This window comes from Zoogloea sp., from assembly GCF_023150065.1.
Lineage (GTDB): Bacteria > Pseudomonadota > Gammaproteobacteria > Burkholderiales > Rhodocyclaceae > Zoogloea.
Genome location: NZ_JAKLLN010000035.1, coordinates 1 through 21,172, shown reverse-complemented (window position 1 = coordinate 21,172; position 21,172 = coordinate 1). Strand labels below are relative to the sequence as shown.

Genomic DNA, 21,172 nt, shown 5'->3' with positions numbered 1-21,172 from the left:
ATGCACGGCACGCGAAAGGCCGGCTGAGCATGGAGCGATCAAGGTTATGTCTAGCTTGACCCAGGTTGGGTGGTATTGGAACCGGCTGCGCTGCATGTCCGTAGCGGAGATCGTCGAGCGGGCCGGATCCACCGCCAGTCGGGCAATGGCGCGCCGTCGCCTGCCCGAACCGGTGGCCGCGCCCCGCCTGGACCGGGTTGGCGTCAGCTGGCTTCCGGCCACCGCGCCGGCCTTGCGTGGCGTGGCGTTGCAGCGCGCAGACGAGGTGCTCTCTGGCCAGTGGCGGATCTTCTCGCGCCTGATGGGGCTGGGCTTTCCACCCGAGTGGAACCGCAACCCGGACAAGGCCGTGCTGCTCCCCCTTACCGAAGGAAAGCTGATGTCCTTCCGGGCGACGGCAGTCGTCGGCGACATCAAGTATCTGCGCGAGCTCAATCGCCACCGGGAGCTCGTGGTGCTGGCCCAGGCCTGGCAGATCACCGGCCGCGAGCGCTACCTGGACGGGATCGCCAGCCTGCTGGAGAGCTGGTTCGCCCAGTGCCCGCATCCACGCGGGCCCAACTGGTCGAGCGCCATGGAAGCGGGCATCCGGCTGATCAACTGGGCCATTGTGTGGCAGCTGATCGGCGGTATGCAGTCACCTCTCTTCGAGCGGCCGGTGGGCAAGGTCCTGCGCACCGACTGGCTCGGCAGCATCTGGCAGCACGCGGAGTTCATCCGGGGCTTCCGCTCCCGCGATTCGGCGACGAGCCACCCGCTGATCGGCGAGCTGGCCGGGCTGTTTGTGGCAGGCGCCACCTGGCCCCAGTGGCGTGAGGCCCAGACCTGGCGACGGGTCGGGCGGGACGGGCTGGAGCGAGAGGTGCTGCGCCAGACCACCGCCGACGGAGTGCACAAGGAGCAGGCGACGGGCTACCAGCAGTTTGTCTGGGACTTCCTGCTCTTTGCCGGGCTGGCGGCCCGGGGAACCGGCAAGCCCTTCTCCGAAACCTACTGGCGGCGGATGGAGGCCATGCTGGAGTACGTGGCCGGCATCATGGATTCGGGCGGACAGGTGCCCCTGTTTGGCGATTCGGATGACAGCGTGGTGTCTGGCCTGTCGATCAGCGCGGGAGGCTGCCTGTTTCAATCCCAGCTTGCCACCGGGGCGATGCTGTTCGGCAATCCTTCCCTGGCACGCAAGGCCGGAGTGCTCGACCCGCGGACCATGTGGCTGCTGGGGGCAGATGTGTGCACCGGCTTCGACCGGCTGCTGCTGCAGCGAGCCCCCGCCACCCGCCGGATGGATTTTCCGGAAGGTGGAGTGTTCGTGCTGGGCAGCAACCTGGATTCACCGGACGAGTTTCGGGTGGTGGCCGATGCCGGCCCGCTGGGCCCCGGTGGGGTCGCCGCCCACAGCCATGCGGATGCCTTGTCCTTCACCCTGTCGGTGGCCGGGCGGCAGTTCTTGATTGATCCGGGCACCGGGACGTACCACGGCCCCGGAAAATGGCGGCATGGCTTTCGTGGCAGCGCCATGCACAACACGCTGGTCCTGGGCGGCGAGGATCAGGCGGTATCCGGGGGGCGCTTCATGTGGCTGCGACGCTTCCGGACGAGCGTCCTCGAACGGGAGAGCAGCCCAGGTACCGAGCGTTTGCTTGCGGAGCACGATGGCTACCGGCGCCTGCCGGGCAAGCCGGTGCATCGCCGCAGCTGGCACCTGGACAAGCGGGCAGGGTGCCTGACGGTGCAGGATCAGGTCTTTGCCACCACATCACAGAACGTCACCCTCTACTGGCATTTCAGTGAAGACTGCAATGTGACCTGCACCCCCGAGGGTCTGAGCGTATCGAGCGGCCCGATCTGCCTCGACATGATCCTGCCTGAGGGCGGTGACGTGAGCGTGCTGCATGGCTCCGAGGTGCCGCTGGCCGGCTGGGTTTCCCGGGGTTACGATCATGTGGAGCCCAGCACCACGGTGGTCTGGCGAGGCAGCGTGATGTCGGGGGAATCCCTCGAAACCGTGTTTCGCCGCCTCTGAGGCCTGCGCCCTTCAGGCCTGGCTGGGAAAGAACAGTGCGATCACCGCGGCGCTCTCGTCCCGGGCCGCAGTGCGGATGGCTGCCAGCTTGGCGACATCGAGATCCAGTCGGACCAGGGTCATGGGGTCCATCCGTGAGAGGGCGGTTTCATCCGGATCATCACTCTCGGCGTCCTCTTCGGTCGCCAGAATATGGTTGGCCACATGCAGGAGCGCAGCTTCCGTGACGTGCGGCCCACCCATCACCGGGTTGAGCTGGGCACCGATGGCGGTGGCGAAGCCGCTGGGAAGGTGCCATGCCGTCGCCAGCGCAGCGCCGACCTCTGCGTAGTTGCAGCCGACGATGTGGTCTTCGATCTGGTGAATGGGGGCATGGCTGCGTCGTGACTCGGCCAGGGCGGCGTCAGCGGCCTCGGGAGCGGCCTGGAACATCACCAGGTGGCCAATGTCGGCCAGCAGGCCTTCCACGAACATGCGCTCCGGATCTCCGGTGCCCAGTTGCCGGGCAGCAGCCCGGGCAGCCAGGCCGCGGAAGACGCAGTCCTTCCAGAAGCGGATCATGTGCATGCGGGCGGGGCGGATGCCCGAGAAGGCGCCAATCACCGAGGTGCTGAGGACGAGATCGTGGACCTGCTGCATGCCCATCAGATTGACGGCCCGTCCGACCGTTTCGACCTTGCCGGGAAAGCCATACAGCACACTATTGACTGCCCGCAGCACCCGCGCCGTGATGCCGGCGTCGCTGGAAACGGCCTCGGCAAGCTCATGCACTGAGCTGTCCGGGTCATCGAGCAGGGCCCGGATGCGGTGATAGACGGCGGGAAGGCTGGCAAGCCTTTCGATGCAGGCGACGAGTTCCTGGGGTGTGCTCATGGGCGTGATCGTTGGCGGGTGACAAGAAGGTTTACGGCAGCCCGCTGTACCTCTTGAACATCCACCGGGCGCTCGGGTGATTTTTGCATGTGTGACAAAAATCCTGTTTTTATCAAAGACCTGCAGGCCGTTCGGCAATTGAGCACGGCCACCGGTCGATTGGAGAGGAGCGCGGCGGCCGGCCTTGCTATGCTCGACTCAACGATCCCGGCACGGTCCGACCGGAATGGGGTCGGTGATCATGGAGAACAGGTTTTCAATGAAGCTATTGAGCTGGAACATTCAGTGGGGCCGCGGTGCGGACGGCGTGGTCGATCTGCAGCGCACGATTGCCGCCATTCACACCCTGGGGGATTTCGACGTGCTGTGCCTGCAGGAGGTATCCATCGGATTCGCCGGTCTGCACGACGGTCGGCCGGTGGATGAGGTGGCCGTTCTGGCGGCGGCCTTCCCGGGTTACAGCACTCACTTTGCGGCCGGCGTTGATGTGCCTGACGGGGCGGGTGGACGCAGCTGCTTCGGCAACCTGACCCTGTCGCGCCTGCCGGTCGGGCAGGTCTTTCGCCATAGTCTGCCCCGTCCGCCGGAAGAGGGCGTACCGAGCATGCCCCGGGTGTGTCTCGAGACGGTGGTAGAGACCCCATCCGGCGCGCTGCGGGTGCTCAACACTCACCTGGAGTATTACTCCCGCGTGCAGCGCATGACCCAGATCGCGGCCCTGCACACCCTGCAGTGTGACGCCGTGCGCCTTGCCAACATGGGCGGGCAGACCGGCCGGGACTGCGCCCCTGATTCGCCGTTTGCGGTGTGGCCGCGTCCGGCCTCGGCCCTGGTCTGTGGTGATTTCAACTGCGAGCCCGGCAGTCCCGAGTTCTACCGCATGACCGCACCGATCAGCGCCGACGTGTCGGGCTGGGAGGATGCCTGGCGGGCCTGCTACGGAGACATTCCACACCTGAACACGGTGGGCCTGAACGGCGCCGAGTGGCCCGATCGTGCCTACTGCTGCGACTTTTTCTTTGTCAGCGCCGATCTCGTGGACCGGGTGGAGGCCGTGGCGGTGGATCAGGCCACCGCCGCATCCGATCATCAGCCGGTGGTCCTCACGCTGCAATGAAAACAACGGGGCCGGTCGTCCGCAGACGCCAGCCCCGCTTGAGTTTGTACGCTATCTAAAGCCTTACAGCTTGACCAGCTCTTCCTGGTAGCGCAGGGCATTTTCCACGTAGCCGTCGGCACTGGCCTGGAGGCGGCTGATCTCATGGTCGGTCAGCTCGCGGATGATGCGGCCCGGTGAGCCGCACACCAGCGAACGTTCGGGAATCACCTTGCCTTCGGGGATCAGGGAGTTGGCACCGATCAGGCAGTGCTTGCCGATCACCGCCCGGTTGAGCACCACGGCATTGATGCCGATCAGCGAGCCTTCGCCCACCGTGCAGCCATGCAGCATGACCTTGTGGCCGATGGTGACGTTGGCACCGATGTCGAGGGGAACGCCGTCGTCCGTATGCAGGACCGAGCCGTCCTGCACGTTGGTGTTGTCGCCGATGGTGATGGGGTCGTTGTCTCCCCGAAGAATCGCACCGAACCACACGTTTACATTTTTGCCGAGACGGACGTCACCAATGACGGTCGCGTTGTCGGCAATCCATACACCCTCCCTCAACTGCGGAGTGCGTTCTCCGAGGCGGTAAATCGGCATGTTATTTTTCCTGTTATGGTGGTTTCAGCCGTGCCGCCGAATGGCCGGCTGAAGAGCGCGCCATAATAACAGGGTAGCGTTCGAGTGCAAGGGGAGCTGGACTCATTGTGGGTCAGTTTAAGCAAGGGAAATAAGGGCTTAGCCTTATGCGACGGGCCTGTCGGGACGATTTCGCGAGGCATGCCGAGCGATGAGGAGAGTGGTATGGAGACAAAGGATTTTGTAGTTTTTGAACAACAGGGGGGTATCGTCACCCTGACCCTGAACGCGCCCGAGGAGCGCAACGCCCTGTCGAGCCAGGCCCAGTGGGATGCCGTGGTAGGGGCTTGCGAGCGGGTGCAGCGGGATGCATCGGTCAAGGTGGTCATCCTGACCGGTGCGGGAAGCGCATTCTGCGCCGGGGGCAACGTCAAGGATTTTCGCGACAAGCGCGGCCTCGCGGAAGGCGATGGCATGGCGGTGCGGGAGAACTACCGCAACGGCATTCAGCGTATTCCTCTGGCGTTCTACCGCCTCGACGTACCCACGATCGCCGCCGTGAATGGGCCGGCCATCGGTGCCGGCTGCGACCTGGCCTGCATGGCCGACATCCGCATTGCCTCCGAGAAGGCGAGCTTTGCCGAGAGCTTCGTCAAACTGGGGCTGATTCCGGGCGACGGCGGCGCCTGGCTGCTGCAGCGGGTGGTGGGTTACGCCCGGGCGGCGGAGATGAGCTTCACCGGTGATTTGCTCGATGCACGGCAGGCGCTGGAGGTGGGGCTGGTGTCCCGCGTGGTGCCGGCAGAGCAGCTCCTTGACGAAGCCCGGGCGCTGGCCACCCGCATCGCGGCCAATCCGGGCCAGGCCCTGCGCATGACCAAACGCCTGATGCGCGAGGCCCAGACCACGCGGCTCGACTCCATCCTGGAGCTGTCGGCGGCCTACCAGGCCCTGACCCACAGCTCCGACGAGCACGATCAGGCGGTGGCGGCGTTTCTTGATCGGAAGAAGGCCTGACCCATGGCCGCCGATCTGGATGCGCTGACCCGCAAGGTGGCCGCTTTCCGGGATGCGCGGGATTGGGCCCAGTTCCATTCCCTGCGCAATCTCATCGTGTCCCTCAACCTGGAGGCCGGTGAGCTGCTGGAGCTGACCCAGTGGAAGAGCGATGCAGAGGTGGCGGAGCTGCCGCATGAACTCCATGCCCGGGAAGCCCTGGAGGACGAGTGCGCCGATGTGCTGCTTTATCTGCTGCTGATCGCCGACCGGGCCGGCATCGACCTGGAGGCGGCCACCCTGGCCAAGCTCGCAAAGAACGAGGCCAAGTACCCGGCGGCGCAGTTTCGGGGCTCCCGGCGCAAGTACAACGCGCCGGAGTGATCGGCAGGGAGGCGGCGGGGCAGGGGAGGTGATAGCATCGCGCCCCTGATCCTTCGTTCCCGCGTCCGGGTGCATCCGCCATGCTGAGTTATCGCCACGCCTTTCACGCCGGCAACCACGCCGACGTGCTCAAGCACTTCGTCCTCGTCCAGTTGCTCGAGTACTTCAACCAGAAGGACAAGCCCTACTGGTACATCGACACGCATGCGGGTGCCGGCTGTTATTCCCTTGACGAGGCCTTTGCGCGCAAGAACGCCGAGTTCGAGGACGGTGTCGGGCGCCTGCTCGGTCGCAAGGATGTCCCCAAGGAGCTGAAGAGCTACCTGAAGCTGGTGCGCGACCTCAATGAAAGCGGCAAGCTGCGCCTCTATCCGGGCTCACCCTGCTGCGCCGCCCCCCTGCTGCGGGAGGACGACCGGATGCGCCTGTTCGAGCTCCACCCGTCCGACCGGCGCCTGCTGCAGAAGACCTTCGACGACGCGGGCAGCAAGGCCATTGTGCTGGAGCAGGATGGCTTCACGGGGATCAACGCCTTTCTGCCCCCGCCGACCCGCCGGGCCCTGGTGCTGATCGATCCGTCCTACGAGATCAAGACCGATTACCGCACCGTGCTTACGGCGCTCAAGGAATGCCTGCGCCGCTTTGCGACGGGTACCTACGTGGTGTGGTACCCCAAGCTGCACTCCATGCACTCCCGGGAGCTGCCGGAGAAGCTCAAACGCCTGCCGATCACCAGCTGGCTGCACGTCAGCCTGGACGTGAGCAAGCCGTCGGATGACGGATTCGGCATGCACGGAAGCGGCCTGTTCATCATCAATCCGCCCTGGACCCTGCCGGCCACCCTGCAGAAGGTGATGCCCTACCTTGTGGAGGTGCTGGGCCTGGACGACGGCGCTACCTTTACCCTCGAAGCCGAAATGCCCTGAAGGGCCTCTCCGCCAGCAACAGAAACAACAAGGCCCCGGTTTCCCGGGGCCTTGTCTTTGGTGCCTTGCGCCTGGATCAGCGCATTACAGCAGGTGCATCTTCTTGGCGGCTTCCGTGAGTTCGGCACGGAAATCCGGATGCGCGATGGCGATCAGGGCCTGGCAGCGTTGCTTGGCCGTCTTGCCGCGGAGCTGGGCCACACCGTACTCGGTAACCACGTAGTTGATGTCGTTCTTGCTGGTGGAAACGTGGGTGCCCGGCGTGAGGGTCGGCACGATGCGCGAAATCGCGCCATCCTTGGCAGTGGAGGGCAGCACGATGAAGGCCTTGCCGCCCTTGGAGCGGTTGGCTGCGCGCACGAAGTCGGATTGACCGCCGGTGCCGGAGTAGGGGATGGGGCCCAGGCTCTCGGAACCGCACTGGCCCAGGAAGTCGATCTCCAGGGTCGCGTTGATGGCGATCAGATTGTCGTTCTGGCCGGCCAGGTAAGGATCGTTGGTGAAGTCCACCGGATGCATCTCGAACATCGGGTTGCGATCGATCCAGTCGTAGAGCTTCTTGGAGCCCAGGGCGAAGGTGGCCACCATCTTGCCCGGCAGGTAGTTCTTGCGCCGGTTGGTCACCGCGCCGGCTTCCACCAGGGTCAGGATGCCGTCACCGATCATTTCGGTGTGGATGCCCAGATCCTTCTTGTGGGTCAGCTGCATCACCACGGCATCCGGAATGCCGCCGTAGCCGATCTGCAGGGTGGAGCCGTCCTCGATCATGTCGGCCACATACTTGCCGATGGCCTCCTGGACGGGTCCGATGGTGGGCAGGCCAACCTCGAGCACCGGCTCGTTGTTCTCGACCAGCGCGGTGACCTCGGAGATGTGGAGGTGGCAGTTGCCGAAGGCGAAGGGCACGTTCTCGTTGACTTCGACGATGACGGCGCGGGCCTTGCGGATGGCGGCCATGGTGTAGTCGGCGGCGATGCCCAGGGAGAAGTAGCCGTGCTGGTCCATCGGCGACACCTGGGTGAACACCACCTCGGCAGGCATCAGGCCCCGGTCGATCAGCTGGGGCATCTCGGAGAAGTAGCTGGGCGTGAAGTCGACGACGCCTTCGCGGAAACCCGGGCGGGTCGCGCCGCTGAAGAAGTAGGCGGTGTGACGGACGTGCTCGGCGGTGGCCGGATCCAGGTAGCCGAATTTGCGGACGGCCAGGATCTGGGACACCTTCACATCGCGGAAATCACGGCGATGCTCGGACAGGGCGGTGAGGAGTGCAGGCGGTTCAGCAACGGCGGTGGGCACCACAATGGTGTCACCGTTATGCACGTTGCGGACGGCCTCGGCCGGCGTGACGCGTTTGGCTGCGTACTGCTCCTGGTAATTCATGTGCTTTTTCTCCCACGGTCGTTGTTTTGGCGCAAATTAAACCACGTCTGTGCGGCGTGGCCTGTACTCGATTGTAAAGCGCCGGAGCAATGACTGCCTCTGGTCTGGATCAAGGAACACGCGGGCCTTCAGGGGCTGGCTGAACGGTTGCGTCCGAGGCAGGTGCGATGGCGCGTATCCACCCGCTCGGCAAACCAGGCGGTGGTCAGCTTGCGCTGGATCTTCGGGCTCTTGAGGTCGATCCGCGGCATGGCCTCCCGGGGGAGCCGGGTAGCCGTACGGCTGTCGGCAAGGGCAAAGACCCTGGTGTAGAGGGGGGTGGCAGAGAAGCGGGGGGTCTTCTCGAGGCGCAGGTCGCGCTGTATCTCGGCGCGCGACAGGCCCAGCTGGCCGGCGAGGCCCTGCAGCGCGTTCAGTGTCGCGCTGGGCTCCGCTGCGGGGGCGCCATCGGTGTAGCGCAGCAAGTCTCCGTCGAGGGCCAGGGGCTGGTTGGCAAGCCGGGAGACGGCGTCCTGGAAGGCGGCATTGCGGCTGCTGTAACGGCCTGCATTGAAGTCGGCAAAGCGGTACAGGAGCTGGGTGTAGGGCGCGGGGTAATCGAGCAGGATGGCGATGCCGAAGTAGAGACCACCGCGACGGGTGAAGACCTCGTCACGTACGCTGCCGCGCCGCGGATAGGGGTAGCCCTTTTCTTTTACATGTTCCTCGGCGAAGGCCACGCTGACCTGCATGGGGCCGCCAGTCCGTACCGGGTTGTAGCCGCCGAGCAGGGTCTTGCCCGCGGGCAGTTCGGAAATCATGTCGTCGAACAGGCTGTTCATCTGCTTCTCGGTGCGCAGGCTGTCGATGCGCGCCTTGTAAGTGCGGCCGTCGGGAGAGGTCTTGAGGAGGGCTGCATCAAGCAGGAGTTTGGGCAGATGCAGACGCTCCCTTCGTGTGTCGATCTCTTTCCAGACGATGCGCGACAGCCCTGCGACTTCCGGATCGGCCTGGAAGGTGGATTCCTGCTCGGTGACCGCAATGGCGGCACAGATGTTGTCGGGCGTGGGCGCCAGACGCAGGGCGGAAAAGGCGGCAAAAATGTCGGCGGCCCAGCCGTCCCGGTCTTTCAGCGGAGCGGGCAGATAGCTGGCGACCAGGGCGCGGCCCTCACGCTCGTCCGGGTAGCTCGCGGCCGCTGGACGGGGCAGTGGCACGGGCGTGACCGGAGGGGGCTGCACCTGCACGGGAGGGCGTGTCGGTTCGACACTGACGGGAGGGCGAGGCGGGGGCGTGGGTACCGGACCCGGCGTGGGCGGTACCGCAGGCGGTACGGCGGGGGGCAGCGTGGGGGAGGGACGCGACTCGACCGGCCCGGTGGCACAGCCGGCCAGCAGCATCACGGCGGCCAGCAGGCAAAGGAGGGGTGCTGCGGACTTCAAGCCTTCTCCGTATCCTTTTCGAGGCGCGCAACGCGACTCAGGCTACGGGTATAGAAGGCAGCATAGCCAAGACCGACCAGCGCCATGATGCCGGTGAGAAGCACGGGCCCTTCGGCCGGCTGGCCGGCCAGCACATTGGCGACGAAGGAGTAGCCCAGCACCATGGCGGCAGCGAAGCCACCGATGATGCGTACGAGTGCGAAGGTCTTTTGCTGCTTGAGGGAAGGAGAGGACATCGGGACGCAGATTCAGGAAACCGGAGTGGCGCGAGGATCGGGCTTCTCCCCGTCCTCGTCAAGCACTCCGGCACCTTACAGAATGATCCGGCCCAGCCAGTAGCCACCGGCGGCGATCAGGCCCGAGCAGGGGATCGTCAGCACCCAGGCCCACACGATGTTGCCGGCCACGCCCCAGCGCACGGCGGCGGTACGGCGCACCGAACCGACCCCGACGATCGCACCGGTGATGGTGTGGGTGGTGGACACGGGGATGCCCAGACTGGTGGCCAGGAACAGGGTGATGGCTCCGCCGGTTTCGGCGCAGAAGCCGCCCACGGGCTTGAGCTTGGTGATGCGCTGTCCCATGGTCTTGACGATGCGCCATCCGCCAAACAGGGTGCCGAGGCCGATGGCCAGGTAGCACAGCACAACGACCCACATGGGTACCGGATCGCCATGGGCAGTGACACCCGCCGCCAGCAGCAGCATCCAGATGATGCCGACAGTCTTCTGGGCGTCGTTGCCGCCGTGGCCGAGGCTGTACATGGCCGCGGACACCAGCTGCAGGCGACGGAACCACTTGTCCACCCGGCGCTGGGTCTTGTTGCGGCAGACCCAGGCCACGATCACCAGAATCAGGGAACCGAGCACATAGCCGAACAGCGGCGAGATGATGATGAAGGAGACGGTCTTCCAGATGCCCGAGGAGATCAGCGGATCGGTACCGGCCTTGGCGATGGCGGCGCCGACGATGCCGCCGATGAGGGCATGGGACGAGCTGGACGGGATGCCGTAGTACCAGGTCACCACGTTCCAGGCGATGGCTCCGAGCAGTGCCCCGAAGATCAGGTAGTGATCAACGACCGAGGGGTCGATGATGCCCTTGCCGACGGTGCTGGCCACCTTCAGCTGGAAGACGAAGAGGGCCACGAAGTTGAAGAAGGCTGCCCAGGCCACCGCCTGGTGGGGCTTGAGCACGCCGGTGGAGACGACGGTCGCAATGGCATTGGCCGCGTCGTGAAAGCCGTTCATGAAGTCAAACAGCAGGGCGACCACAACCAGCCCGGCGATGACCCAGAACCCGATCTGTACGGTTTCCATGGCGATGCTCAGGCGTTTTCGAGCACGATGCCTTCGACGATCTTGGCGACGTCCTCGCAGCGGTCGGTAATCGATTCGAGCTGCTCGTAGATGGCCTTCAGTTTCATTACCTGGAGCGCGTCACGCTCGTCGCGGAAGAGCCGCGACATGGCGCCCCGCATGATGCGGTCGGCGTCGGTTTCGAGACGGTCGATTTCCTGGCAGGTCTGGAGGATGGCGCTGGCGTTGTCCATGTTGGAGATCAGCCCGACGACGATCTTCACGCGGGTACAGCAGGACAGGCTGACGTTGGCCAGTTGCAGGGCCTCGGGGGTGATGCGCTGGATGTGGTAAAGCGTGGTGCACTCGGCAACGTCCTGAACGGTGTCGAGGATGTCGTCCATGGCATTGATGAGGCTATGGATCTCGTCGCGATCGAGGGGGGTGATGAAGCTCTTGTGCAGCTGAGCGACGGTTTCGTGGGTGATCTTGTCGGCGGCCTGTTCGATGGCCTCGATGGCGCTGATGTGTTGCTCTGCGCTGGCCAGATCCTCCATCAGGGCGACGAGAGCCTGGCCGCCGAGGACAATTTGCTCCGCATGGGAGTTGAAAAGTTCAAAAAAACGGCCCTCATGGGGCAGCAAGCGTCCGAACATGGGTTATGTGGCAATCGAATGACTGTAATGTTTCATTTTAACAGAGGCGCCCGAAGCTCACTTGCCAACACGCGCCGACTGTAGGGCGCTTACAACGTATTGGCTCTGCTTCAGTCCCCCTGTCTGCTGCCGTTAGCCTTGAACGAGCCCGTCATCCGATCTTCGGCGGGCGGACGAGCATCCGGCCTGGAGCAGCGCAATGCCACTGAAGGGTTTGAAACTATCGGAACTGATTGGAGCACTCAGCCATGCCCTCGACATCACCGAGGGGCAGCCTGAAGGGCACTGCGTGCGCTGCTGCTGGATCGGCATGCACGTGGGCCGGGCCATGGGGCTTTCCGACGAGGCGCTGTGGGAGCTTTACTACACGCTGCTGCTGAAGGATCTGGGTTGCAGCAGCAATGCAGCACGGATCTGCGAGCTGTATCTCACCGACGACCTGTCCTTCAAGCACGATTTCAAGTCGGTGGACGGAAGTCTGCCCAAAGTGCTGAAGTTCGTGATCGGGCACACCGGCCTTGGGGCAAGCCTGAGCGACCGATTCAAGACGATCGCCCATATCTTCCGGAACGGTGACGACATCGCCCAGGAGCTGATCGAGACGCGCTGCACCCGGGGCGCAAGCATTTCGCGGCAGCTGCGCTTCAGCGAGGCGGTGGCGATGGGCATTCACGGTCTGGACGAGCACTGGGACGGCAGCGGACGGCCGGCGAAGCTGGCCGGTGAAGCAATCCCGATCTTCTCGCGTATCGCCCTGCTGGCCCAGGTTGTGGATGTGTTCAACGTCTCCGGCGGCATGGATGCGGCCTGCAGGGAGGTGGAAGACCGTAGCGGTAGCTGGTTTGACCCGGCAGTCGTGGCGGCTTTCCGGCGCGTGGCGGAGTCGGCGGAGTTCTGGGAGAAGCTGGCGGAGCCGGGCCTGGACGGCGCCGTTTTTGCGCTGGAACCCGGGCGCTTCGTGGTGCCGCTGGATGAGGACTATCTGGATGAGATCGCCGCCGCCTTCGGTCAGGTGGTGGACTCCAAGAGCCCCTACACGGCCGGCCACAGCAGCCGGGTGGCGCTCTACACCGACCGGATCGCGGAAGCACTGGGGATCGATCCGGCGCGTCGGCGCTGGCTCAGACGGGGGGCCTTGCTCCACGACATGGGCAAGCTGGGGGTGAGCAACGCCATTCTCGACAAGCCCGGCAAGCTGGACGGTGACGAGTGGGCGGCGGTACAGCGCCACGCGTTGTATACCGAATCCATCCTGTCGCGGATCGATGCCTTTGAGGAGCTGGCAAGGGTGTCCGGGGCGCATCACGAGCGCCTGGACGGCAAAGGCTACCCGCGGGGTCTCCAGGGGGAGGCGATTTCACTGGAGACCCGCATCATCACGACCGCGGACATCTTTGATGCGATTACGGCGGAACGCCCCTATCGCGGGGCGGTGCCGGTAGCGAAGACCCTGGAGATCATGGGCGAAGAGGTGGGTCGGGCCATCGACGCCCGCTGCTTCGACGCCCTGAAGCAGATCGTGGGCGGCCTCGATCTGCGCTGATCGAGGCCGTCGGGGTCAGGGCTTGGGCTTGCGGGACTTGAAGTCGCCGCCCGGGCGATCAAAGCCGCCTTCCTTGCGGAAAGGCTTCTTGGGGGGCGCACCACGACCGCCAGGGCCGGGACGACCGCGCTCACGGGCCGCTTCTTCGGGACTCGCCAGGCGGAGGTTGAGGGGCTGCTGGCGCACCCGTGCCCGACGCAGGATCTGGATCGTGTCGTTGGAGAGATCGGAGGGCAGCTCGACGGTGCTGTAGTCCTCGAAAAGATTGATCTGACCGATGAAGCGGCTCTCGATGCCCGCCTCGTTGGCGATGGCTCCGACGATGTCCTTCGGTGAGGCCATGTGCTCGCGACCCACGTCGATGCGATAGCGGGCCAGACGACCTTCGGCGTAGTCGCGGCGGCGTTCGAGGATCTCACCCCGATTTTCACGGGGCTCGCGTGCTTCACGTGCGTCCCGCGGGGGGCGCGCCTCCGGCTTGCCGCTCGCCAGCTGGGCGATGTCGGGGCGGCCGGTTTCGGGCATCTGCAGGGGGCGGTCCTTCTGGGCGAGGAAAGCCAGCGCGGCGGCGATCTCGTGGATCTCGGTATCGTGCTGGGCTTCCATGCCGGCGATCACGTCGAGGAAGAAGCTCAGGTCTTCGGACTCGAGCACCTCGGCCACCTGCTGGCGGAAGGCAGCGACGCGCTTGTCGGCGACGGCCTCGCGGCTGGGCAGCTTGAGCAGCTCGATGGGCTGACGGGTGGCCCGCTCGATCTGGCGCAACAGGTGGGTCTCGCGCGGGGCGACGAAGAGGATGGCGTTGCCGGCACGGCCGGCGCGACCGGTGCGACCGATGCGGTGGACGTAGGCCTCGGTGTCGTAGGGGATGTCGAAGTTGATGACATGGCTGACGCGGGGCACGTCGATGCCGCGGGCGGCCACGTCGGTGGCGACGACGATGTCGAGGGTCTTGTTCTTGAGCTGCTCGATGACCCGCTCGCGGAGCTGCTGGGTCATGTCGCCGTTGAGGCAGGCAGCGGCGTAGCCACGCGCCTCGAGCTTCTCGGCCAGTTCGACGGTGGCGGTCTTGGTACGCACGAAGACGATGGCAGCGTCGAAATCGTCCTCGACTTCGAGGATGCGGGTCAGGGCGTCGAGCTTGTGAACGCCGGCGATCTGCAGGAAACGCTGGCGGATGGTGGAGACGGTGGCCGTGGCGGCCTTGATCTTCACTTCCTTCGGGTCGCGCAGGTAGCGGTGGGCAACCCGGCGGATGGCGTCCGGCATGGTGGCCGAGAAGAGGGCGGTCTGGCGCTCCTTCGGGGTGTGCTCGAGGATCCACTCGACGTCGTCGATGAAGCCCATGCGCAGCATCTCGTCGGCTTCGTCGAGCACCAGGGTGCTCAGCCCGTCCAGGTTGAGGCTCTTGCGCTCGATGTGGTCCATGACCCGGCCCGGGGTGCCGACGATCACGTGGGCGCCGCGCTGCAGCTGGCGCAGCTGCACAACCATGCTCTGGCCACCATAGATGGGCAGTACGTGGAAGCCGGGCATCTTGCTGGCGTAGCGCTGGAAGGCCTCGGAAACCTGGATGGCGAGCTCGCGGGTGGGGGCAAGCACCAGCACCTGCGGGTTGCGCTTGCTGATGTCGACGCGGTCGAGGGCGGGCAAGGCAAAGGCGGCGGTCTTGCCGGTACCGGTCTGGGCTTCGCCGAGGATGTCGTGACCGGCGAGCAGGTGCGGGATGCAGGCGGCCTGGATGGGCGAGGGGGTTTCGTATCCGATCTCGGCGAGGGCCGCGAGAATCGGGGCCTGGAGATCGAGCTGGTCGAAACGTTCGATGGGAGCTGTCATGGGAGCGGGGCGCGGGCCGGGTGAAAGGTGAAGCAGTCTTGGGCCCGGTGAAAGAAGCGGCTTCAGATAAAACGTGATTTTACCGGAAGCCGGCGCGCCCGTCCCGTGCGTGGTTCAGGGTTTTGTGACAGTGCTTGCATCCTGCCCGAAGAGAATCCTGCGGGATTCGTCACTGACCGACGGGGCCGTGTTGATGCCTGCCGCCAGGGCATAGGCCCGCTGGGTGGCCGGTCGTTGCTGAATGGCCTCGAACCAGCGCTTCAGGTTGGGAAAGTCGTCGAGGTTCTGACGCTGACGGACATGGGGAACGATCCACGGGTAGCAGGCCATGTCGGCGATCGAGTAATCGGGGCCGGCAATGAAGTCCCGGTCGGCGAGGCGCTTGTCGAGCACGGCGTAGAGGCGCGCAGTCTCCTTGACGTAGCGCTCGATGGCGTAGGGGAGGCTCTCGGGGGCGTACTGCACGAAGTGGTGGTTCTGCCCGGCCATGGGGCCGAGGCCGCCCATCTGCCAGAACAGCCATTGCAGGGTGTCGATGCGGACGCGGGGGTCGGCAGACAGGAAGCGCCCGCACTTTTCAGCCAGGTAAAGGAGGATGGCGCCGGATTCGAAGATGGAGACGGGCTCGCCGCCGCCGGCAGGTTCGGTATCAACAATGGCCGGTATGCGGTTGTTGGGGGCAATGCGCAGAAAGTCGGGCTGGAACTGTTCACCCTTGCCGATGTTGATGGGCAGGATGCGGTAAGGCAGGCCGCTTTCCTCAAGAAAAAGGGTGATCTTGTGGCCGTTGGGGGTGGTCCAGTAGTAGAGGTCGATCATGGTCAATGCACTCAGGCGGCAGGGCGGTGTTCGGTGGCCAACACCCAGGCGGCGTCGAGGCCGCGGATGGGAATGCGGGGGTCGGTGGGGATGCGGCCGGCCAGCTGGAGTTGCTGGTAGCGCATGCAGGTGACCCGTAGGAAGGACGTAAAGTTCGCGTGCTCGTCGAGGCGGCCGCTCATCACCAGTTCGTCGTAGAGGCGGCTGACCAGTTGGGGGACGCTGAGGGCGTCCCGTTCGCCGATTTCCTCGAGCACGGCCCAGAACAGGTTTTCCAGGCGCAGGCTGGTGGCAACGCCGTGCAGACGGATCGAGCGGCTGCGGGTGGCGTACAGCTCCGGGTTGGCGCTGATGAAGATCTGGCACATCGTCGCGTGGCTCCTGAAACGGGGAACGCCCCCGTCAGACCATTGTAGGTGCTGCGGGGGCGTGCGCCGAGTTGGGGACTATCCTGATCAGTGGCTGATCCGGGTGCCGAGCACGGCCAGGAACTGGGCGAGCCAGGCCGGATGGGCCGGCCACGCGGGGGCGGTGACCAGATTGCGGTCGGTGATGGCCTGGTCGATGGGAATGGCGGCATAGGTACCGCCGGCGAGTTCGACTTCAGCCTGACAGGCTGGATAGGCCGAGCAGATTCGACCTTCGAGCACCCGGGCGCCGGCCAGGAGCTGCGCCCCGTGACAGACGGCGGCCACCGGCTTGTCGGCGGCGAAGAAGTGCCGCACGGCCTCGATCACGGCCGGGAACATGCGCAGGTACTCGGGGCCACGGCCGCCGGGAATCACCAGGGCGTCGTAGTCTTCGGCACGGATGTCGGCAAAGGTGGCGTTGAGGGCGAAGTTGTGACCGCGCTTCTCGGTGTAGGTCTGATCACCTTCGAAATCGTGGATGGCGGTGGCAATGGTGTCGCCGGCCTTCTTGTCCGGGCATGCGGCGTGCACCGTATGGCCAACGGCGAGGAGGGTCTGGAAGGGCACCATGGTTTCGTAGTCTTCGCAGAAGTCACCGCAGATCATCAGTATTTTGGCCATGCCTGTCTCCGTGTGGTTGGGGTGGAGGCAGTGTGGCGCCGGCGGACGAAGGACGGGTGGTAGCCGGTTACTGCGCGGAATGAGAGGGGCTGACGGACGGGTCGGGTTTGTTCATGATGGCGCCTTTGTGCGGAGTTTCCTGATGGCCTATGCAATCCCCCAGCCGGTCCAGGCGGCCGTTCCCGTTGCCGGCAGCGATGCGCTGTTTCCGGTGCGCCGGATCTATTGCGTCGGGCGCAACTACGCGGCCCACGCCCGCGAGATGGGCTCGGACCCGAGCCGCGAACCACCTTTCTTCTTCTGCAAGCCGGCCGATGCCGTGGTGCCGGTGGAAGCGGGCCGGATTGTCGATCTCCCTTATCCGCAGGCGACGTCCAACCTCCATCACGAGATTGAGCTGGTGGTGGCCATCGGGCGCGGCGGTGTGAACATCCCCGTGGATGAAGCCGCGGCTCACGTGTGGGGCTACGGGGTGGGGCTGGACATGACGCGCCGGGATCTCCAGTTTGCGCTGCGCGACAAGGGACGCCCGTGGGAGCTGGGAAAGGCCTTTGACCATTCGGCGCCGCTGGCCCCCCTGGTGCCGGCCGCAGCGGCCGGCCCGGTGGATCAGGCGCCGATCTGGCTGAAGGTCAACGGACAGCTGCGTCAGTCGGCACGGGTGGCGGACATGAGCTGGTCGGTGCCGGAGATCATTGCCAACCTGTCCACCTACTTCCGCCTGGAGCCGGGCGACCTGATCTTCACCGGGACGCCGGAAGGTGTCGGCCCGGTGGTGGCGGGAGATCTGATCGAGGCGGGTGTGGACGGGCTCGGCAGCCTGTCGGTACGCATTGTCTGAAACCCGCGGGGCAGGGCGCGCCCCTGCCCGAGGGCATCAGCCCTGTTCGGTGCGCAGGGCGTCGGCCCAACAGTTGGGGGTCTCGTAGAGGCGGACCCGCTCGAGGCGCAGGTGGTTGCCATAGACGTCCCGGTATAGCGGATCGAGGATGCGGAAGGCTTCGGCCGCCAGATTTTCGGCGGTGGGCACGACATCCAGCACCACCGTCTTGTGACCGGGCATGCCCTGCAGAAAGCTCACCACGGCGGTGTCGCCCCGGTAGGCCAGGAAGGCGTGATCCCAGACGTCAACAAGGTGCTGCTTGGCCACAGCCTTGACGTCGGCGAAGTCCATCACCATGCCGTTAACCGCGGCTCCGGAAGCCTGGATGATCTCCCCGGACAGGGTGATCTCCAGCGCGTAGCGGTGGCCGTGCAGGTGGCGGCACTGGCTGGCGTGGTCGGGAATGCGGTGGCCCGCGTCGAATTCCAGGCGGCGCGTGATACGCATGGGGTACACCGGTCGTGAAAAAAGGTCCCGTAGTATACGCGACCTCGATTTGCACCCGGACACGCACATGCTCACGAATGGCCAGATGCTCACGGTAAGCGACCACAACCGGAGCTTCATCGACATGACTTATGTCTACCCGGTGGTGTCGAGACGTGCCGGCGGCGTTTCGGTGGGCATCAACCTCAACCCGAACAACGCGTGCAACTGGCACTGTGCCTACTGTCAGGTACCGGGGCTGGTGCGTGGTGCGGCACCGGAGATCGATCTTCCTCAACTGGCACGCGAGCTGGCCGGATTTCTGGAGGAGCTGATCCACGGCCATTTCATGGACGAACACGTTCCGCCGGAGGCGCGGGTGATACGTGACATCGCCTTCTCGGGCAATGGCGAACCGACCGGGTGCAGAAATTTCGTGGAGATCGTGGAGCGCGTCGTGGCGATTCGTGACGCGGCAGGACTCGAGGCCGTGCCCATCCGCCTGATTACCAATGGCAGCCTGGTGGATCGGCCGGGGGTTCAGGAAGCCCTGAAGGTGCTTGCGGCCGCGGGAGGGGAGGTGTGGTTCAAGCTGGATGCAGGTACGGAGGCCGATATCGCGCGCATCAACGGAGTGGATATCAAGCCGCAGGCCCATGGGCGACGCCTGGCCCTGTGTGCGTCCTTGTGTCCGACCTGGGTGCAGACCTGCCTGTTTGGCTGGGATGGGGTGCAACCGACAAAGGCATTCATGGATGCCTATCTGGCGCTGCTGAAATCTATCGACACCAAGGCGCTGCGCGGAGTGCATCTGTATGGCGTAGCCCGCCAGTCCTTCCAGCCGGAAGCCGTGCATCTGCAACGCCTGCAACCCGAAGAGATCGAGTGCATTGCCAAGCGTTTGAAGGACGAGGGGCTGACAGTGACGGTCAGCCCCTGACCCGAGCCCGCATCAGTGGGCCACGCGCTCCTTCTTTTTGGCGCGCGCTTCCTTCTTCAGGGTCTTGAACAGCTCAGGGTTGGTGCTCTTCAGGTATTCCACGACTTCCACGTCGTCCTTCTTGATCTTGCTGATGTCGACCTGTTCGATATGAACAAGGCGCAGCAGGGCCTGGACGGGGCGGGGAATGTTGCGGCCGCTTTCGTAGCGGGAGCCACCGCTCTGGGTCACGCCGATCTTGGACCAGAACTGGGACTGGTTCATGCCAAGCTTGCGACGGATTTCACGGACATCGACTTTTTCGGTAGTTTTCATTTTGCCATCCTCAAGGGGGTTGCTCTTGTCAGTTTTAACAACAGACTAGCTGTCGTTGGATATAACTTTCGTTATATGTCGAAAAGTATAGATCACTACCCGCAACTCATACAACGACATATTTGCTTTGGTTAGGGTTTTCCACAGTTTGATTTCGTGATGTGGAACACGACCCTCAAAAGAAACTCGAAGCTGCACGAGATCGCGTTATCCGATAAGATCACGCGCTTTCCACATCCTCATCTTCTTAGAAGTCAAGATGGCGCTCATAGTTCAGAAATATGGCGGCACCTCCGTCGGCAACCCCGAACGGATCAAGAACGTGGCCAGGCGGGTCGCGAAGTCCCACGCCAAGGGAGACCAGATGGTGATCGTCCTCTCCGCGATGAGCGGCGAGACCAATCGCCTGATTGCCCTGGCCAAGGAAATCAGCCCCAATCCCAGCCCCCGTGAACTCGACGTGGTGATCTCCACTGGCGAACAGGTCACCATTGGCCTGCTGTGCATGGCCCTTGAAGAGATGGGCGTCAAGGCGCGCAGCTACACCGGCGGCCAGGTGCGCATCCTCACCGATGACTCCTTCACCAAGGCCCGCATCCTCGACATCGACGGCGAAAACATCCGCCGTGATCTCGACGGCGGCGCAGTGGTCGTCGTGGCCGGTTTCCAGGGCGTGGACGAAGCCGGCAACATCACCACCCTCGGTCGTGGCGGCTCCGACACCACGGGCGTTGCCCTGGCGGCGGCGATCAAGGCCGACGAGTGCCAGATCTACACCGACGTGGACGGCGTTTACACCACCGACCCCCGCGTTGTTCCGGAAGCCCGCAAGCTGGACACCATCACCTTTGAAGAGATGCTGGAAATGGCCAGCCTCGGCTCCAAGGTGCTGCAGATCCGCTCCGTGGAATTTGCCGGCAAGTACAAAGTGAAGCTCCGTGTTCTCTCCAGCTTCCAGGAGGAAGGTGAGGGCACCCTGATTACCGTAGAGGAAGACAAGAACATGGAACAGCCGATCATCTCCGGCATTGCCTTCAACCGTGACGAAGCCAAGATCACCGTGCTGGGCGTCCCCGACAAGCCGGGCATCGCCTACCAGATCCTCGGCCCGGTGGCTGACGCCAATGTGGATGTGGACATGATCATCCAGAACGTCGGCCACGATGGCACCACCGACTTCTCCTTCACGGTCAATCGTCCCGACTACGACAAGGCGATGAAGATCCTGGAAGGCGTGCAGAGCCACATCGGCGCCCGCCAGATCCAGGGTGACCGCACCATGGCCAAGGTCTCCATCGTCGGCGTCGGCATGCGCTCCCACCCGGGCGTTGCCTCCCGCATGTTCCGCACCCTGGCTGAAGAAGGCATCAATATCCAGATGATCTCCACTTCCGAGATCAAGATTTCCGTCGCCATCGACGAGAAATACCTGGAGCTGGCTGTCCGCGTGCTGCACCGCGCCTTCGGTCTGGATCAAGCTGCAGCTTGATTTGACGAGCACCTGCGCATTGTCTATAATGCGCAGCTCTTGCGGAGGAGAGTTGGCCGAGAGGTCGAAGGCACTCCCCTGCTAAGGGAGCATGCGAGCCAAAACTTGCATCGAGGGTTCGAATCCCTCACTCTCCGCCAAGAACCAGCAGTAAGCTTAAAGCCCTGAGAAATCGGGGCTTTTTGCTTTGTGCGCCCAGCATGGGCGCCCTCCTGCGGGTGGAAGTCCCGCCGTAAGTTGATCACAGCGAAC

At 64.4% G+C, this 21,172-nt stretch carries 22 protein-coding genes and 1 tRNA gene; 10 read left to right on the top strand and 13 right to left on the bottom strand.

All coding sequences use genetic code 11. The features are described 5' to 3' along the window. The first annotated feature begins 94 nt into the window (after nt 1-94). Nucleotides 95-2,023 carry an alginate lyase family protein gene (locus L6Q67_RS22605; RefSeq protein ID WP_296575418.1) on the top strand — a complete coding sequence of 643 codons (1,929 nt, stop codon included), beginning with the start codon at nt 95-97 and terminating at the stop codon, nt 2,021-2,023. A 12-nt stretch (nt 2,024-2,035) separates the two neighbouring features. On the opposite strand, the gene L6Q67_RS22600 is transcribed toward L6Q67_RS22605, so the two are convergent. After that, entirely contained in the window at nt 2,036-2,896 is an 861-nt protein-coding gene (locus L6Q67_RS22600) for an HDOD domain-containing protein (protein WP_296575415.1), read from the bottom strand. A 259-nt stretch (nt 2,897-3,155) separates the two neighbouring features. On the opposite strand from L6Q67_RS22600, the gene L6Q67_RS22595 reads away from it, so the two are divergent. Beyond that, a complete protein-coding gene (locus L6Q67_RS22595; RefSeq protein WP_296575412.1) occupies nt 3,156-4,013 on the top strand; it encodes an endonuclease/exonuclease/phosphatase family protein in 858 nt (285 codons plus the stop codon). A 63-nt stretch (nt 4,014-4,076) separates the two neighbouring features. Here the strand turns inward: L6Q67_RS22595 and L6Q67_RS22590 are convergent, their stop codons facing one another. After that, nucleotides 4,077-4,598: a gamma carbonic anhydrase family protein gene (locus tag L6Q67_RS22590; RefSeq protein ID WP_296575409.1), complete on the bottom strand. Its 522-nt coding sequence runs from the start codon at nt 4,596-4,598 to the stop codon at nt 4,077-4,079. A gap of 204 nt (nt 4,599-4,802) precedes the next feature. On the opposite strand from L6Q67_RS22590, the gene L6Q67_RS22585 reads away from it, so the two are divergent. The 3 genes from L6Q67_RS22585 (at nt 4,803) to L6Q67_RS22575 (ending at nt 6,883) form a co-directional block, all read left to right on the top strand. Then, complete coding sequence (locus L6Q67_RS22585; RefSeq protein ID WP_296575405.1) at nt 4,803-5,594, top strand: crotonase/enoyl-CoA hydratase family protein; 792 nt, start codon at nt 4,803-4,805, stop codon at nt 5,592-5,594. 3 nt (nt 5,595-5,597) lie between these two features. Further along, complete coding sequence (locus tag L6Q67_RS22580; protein ID WP_296575394.1) at nt 5,598-5,957, top strand: nucleotide pyrophosphohydrolase; 360 nt, start codon at nt 5,598-5,600, stop codon at nt 5,955-5,957. 80 nt (nt 5,958-6,037) lie between these two features. Continuing rightward, complete coding sequence (locus L6Q67_RS22575) at nt 6,038-6,883, top strand: 23S rRNA (adenine(2030)-N(6))-methyltransferase RlmJ (protein WP_296575391.1); 846 nt, start codon at nt 6,038-6,040, stop codon at nt 6,881-6,883. 84 nt (nt 6,884-6,967) lie between these two features. Here the strand turns inward: L6Q67_RS22575 and L6Q67_RS22570 are convergent, their stop codons facing one another. From L6Q67_RS22570 to L6Q67_RS22550, 5 genes are all read right to left on the bottom strand, one after another. Then, on the bottom strand, nt 6,968-8,263 hold the full coding sequence (locus L6Q67_RS22570) for an acetyl-CoA hydrolase/transferase C-terminal domain-containing protein (protein ID WP_296575388.1): 1,296 nt from the start codon (nt 8,261-8,263) through the stop codon (nt 6,968-6,970). A gap of 128 nt (nt 8,264-8,391) precedes the next feature. Next, a complete protein-coding gene (locus L6Q67_RS22565) occupies nt 8,392-9,684 on the bottom strand; it encodes a DUF1615 domain-containing protein (protein ID WP_296575385.1) in 1,293 nt (430 codons plus the stop codon). Beyond that, complete coding sequence (locus tag L6Q67_RS22560; RefSeq protein ID WP_296575382.1) at nt 9,681-9,920, bottom strand: hypothetical protein; 240 nt, start codon at nt 9,918-9,920, stop codon at nt 9,681-9,683. The genes L6Q67_RS22565 and L6Q67_RS22560 overlap by 4 nt, the downstream gene beginning before the upstream one ends. Nucleotides 9,921-9,995: 75 nt before the next feature. Next, nucleotides 9,996-11,003, bottom strand: coding sequence for an inorganic phosphate transporter (locus L6Q67_RS22555; RefSeq protein ID WP_296575379.1), 1,008 nt, complete (start codon nt 11,001-11,003; stop codon nt 9,996-9,998). A gap of 8 nt (nt 11,004-11,011) precedes the next feature. Further along, on the bottom strand, nt 11,012-11,638 hold the full coding sequence (locus L6Q67_RS22550; protein WP_296575376.1) for a DUF47 domain-containing protein: 627 nt from the start codon (nt 11,636-11,638) through the stop codon (nt 11,012-11,014). Between the two features lie 199 nt (nt 11,639-11,837). Between L6Q67_RS22550 and L6Q67_RS22545 the strand changes: the two genes are divergently transcribed. Continuing rightward, entirely contained in the window at nt 11,838-13,181 is a 1,344-nt protein-coding gene (locus L6Q67_RS22545) for an HD-GYP domain-containing protein (protein WP_296575374.1), read from the top strand. Between the two features lie 15 nt (nt 13,182-13,196). Here L6Q67_RS22545 and L6Q67_RS22540 read toward each other — a convergent pair whose 3' ends face one another. The 4 genes from L6Q67_RS22540 to L6Q67_RS22525 form a co-directional block, all read right to left on the bottom strand. Then, the gene (locus L6Q67_RS22540) at nt 13,197-15,017 is read right to left on the bottom strand and encodes a DEAD/DEAH box helicase (protein WP_296575371.1); all 1,821 of its coding nucleotides are present in this window, start codon (nt 15,015-15,017) and stop codon (nt 13,197-13,199) included. A gap of 114 nt (nt 15,018-15,131) precedes the next feature. Next, complete coding sequence (locus L6Q67_RS22535; RefSeq protein ID WP_296575370.1) at nt 15,132-15,836, bottom strand: glutathione binding-like protein; 705 nt, start codon at nt 15,834-15,836, stop codon at nt 15,132-15,134. Nucleotides 15,837-15,847: 11 nt separating this feature from the next. After that, a complete protein-coding gene (locus tag L6Q67_RS22530) occupies nt 15,848-16,204 on the bottom strand; it encodes a ribbon-helix-helix domain-containing protein (protein WP_296575367.1) in 357 nt (118 codons plus the stop codon). Nucleotides 16,205-16,291: 87 nt separating this feature from the next. Beyond that, nucleotides 16,292-16,867: a DJ-1/PfpI family protein gene (locus tag L6Q67_RS22525; protein WP_296575364.1), complete on the bottom strand. Its 576-nt coding sequence runs from the start codon at nt 16,865-16,867 to the stop codon at nt 16,292-16,294. A 142-nt stretch (nt 16,868-17,009) separates the two neighbouring features. Here L6Q67_RS22525 and L6Q67_RS22520 point away from each other — a divergent pair, with 142 nt between their 5' ends. Continuing rightward, the gene (locus L6Q67_RS22520) at nt 17,010-17,708 is read left to right on the top strand and encodes a fumarylacetoacetate hydrolase family protein (protein WP_296575360.1); all 699 of its coding nucleotides are present in this window, start codon (nt 17,010-17,012) and stop codon (nt 17,706-17,708) included. A 36-nt stretch (nt 17,709-17,744) separates the two neighbouring features. Here L6Q67_RS22520 and queD read toward each other — a convergent pair whose 3' ends face one another. Next, entirely contained in the window at nt 17,745-18,197 is a 453-nt protein-coding gene (gene queD / locus L6Q67_RS22515; RefSeq protein ID WP_296575357.1) for a 6-carboxytetrahydropterin synthase QueD, read from the bottom strand. A gap of 67 nt (nt 18,198-18,264) precedes the next feature. Between queD and L6Q67_RS22510 the strand changes: the two genes are divergently transcribed. After that, nucleotides 18,265-19,116: a radical SAM protein gene (locus tag L6Q67_RS22510; RefSeq protein WP_296575354.1), complete on the top strand. Its 852-nt coding sequence runs from the start codon at nt 18,265-18,267 to the stop codon at nt 19,114-19,116. A gap of 12 nt (nt 19,117-19,128) precedes the next feature. On the opposite strand, the gene L6Q67_RS22505 is transcribed toward L6Q67_RS22510, so the two are convergent. Beyond that, nucleotides 19,129-19,431, bottom strand: coding sequence for a helix-turn-helix domain-containing protein (locus L6Q67_RS22505; RefSeq protein WP_296403052.1), 303 nt, complete (start codon nt 19,429-19,431; stop codon nt 19,129-19,131). Nucleotides 19,432-19,690: 259 nt separating this feature from the next. On the opposite strand from L6Q67_RS22505, the gene L6Q67_RS22500 reads away from it, so the two are divergent. Together L6Q67_RS22500 and L6Q67_RS22495 are read left to right on the top strand one after the other, a co-directional pair. Next, entirely contained in the window at nt 19,691-20,920 is a 1,230-nt protein-coding gene (locus tag L6Q67_RS22500) for an aspartate kinase (RefSeq protein WP_296575351.1), read from the top strand. A gap of 46 nt (nt 20,921-20,966) precedes the next feature. Continuing rightward, nucleotides 20,967-21,060, top strand: a tRNA-Ser gene (locus tag L6Q67_RS22495). Nucleotides 21,061-21,172: the final 112 nt, after the last annotated feature.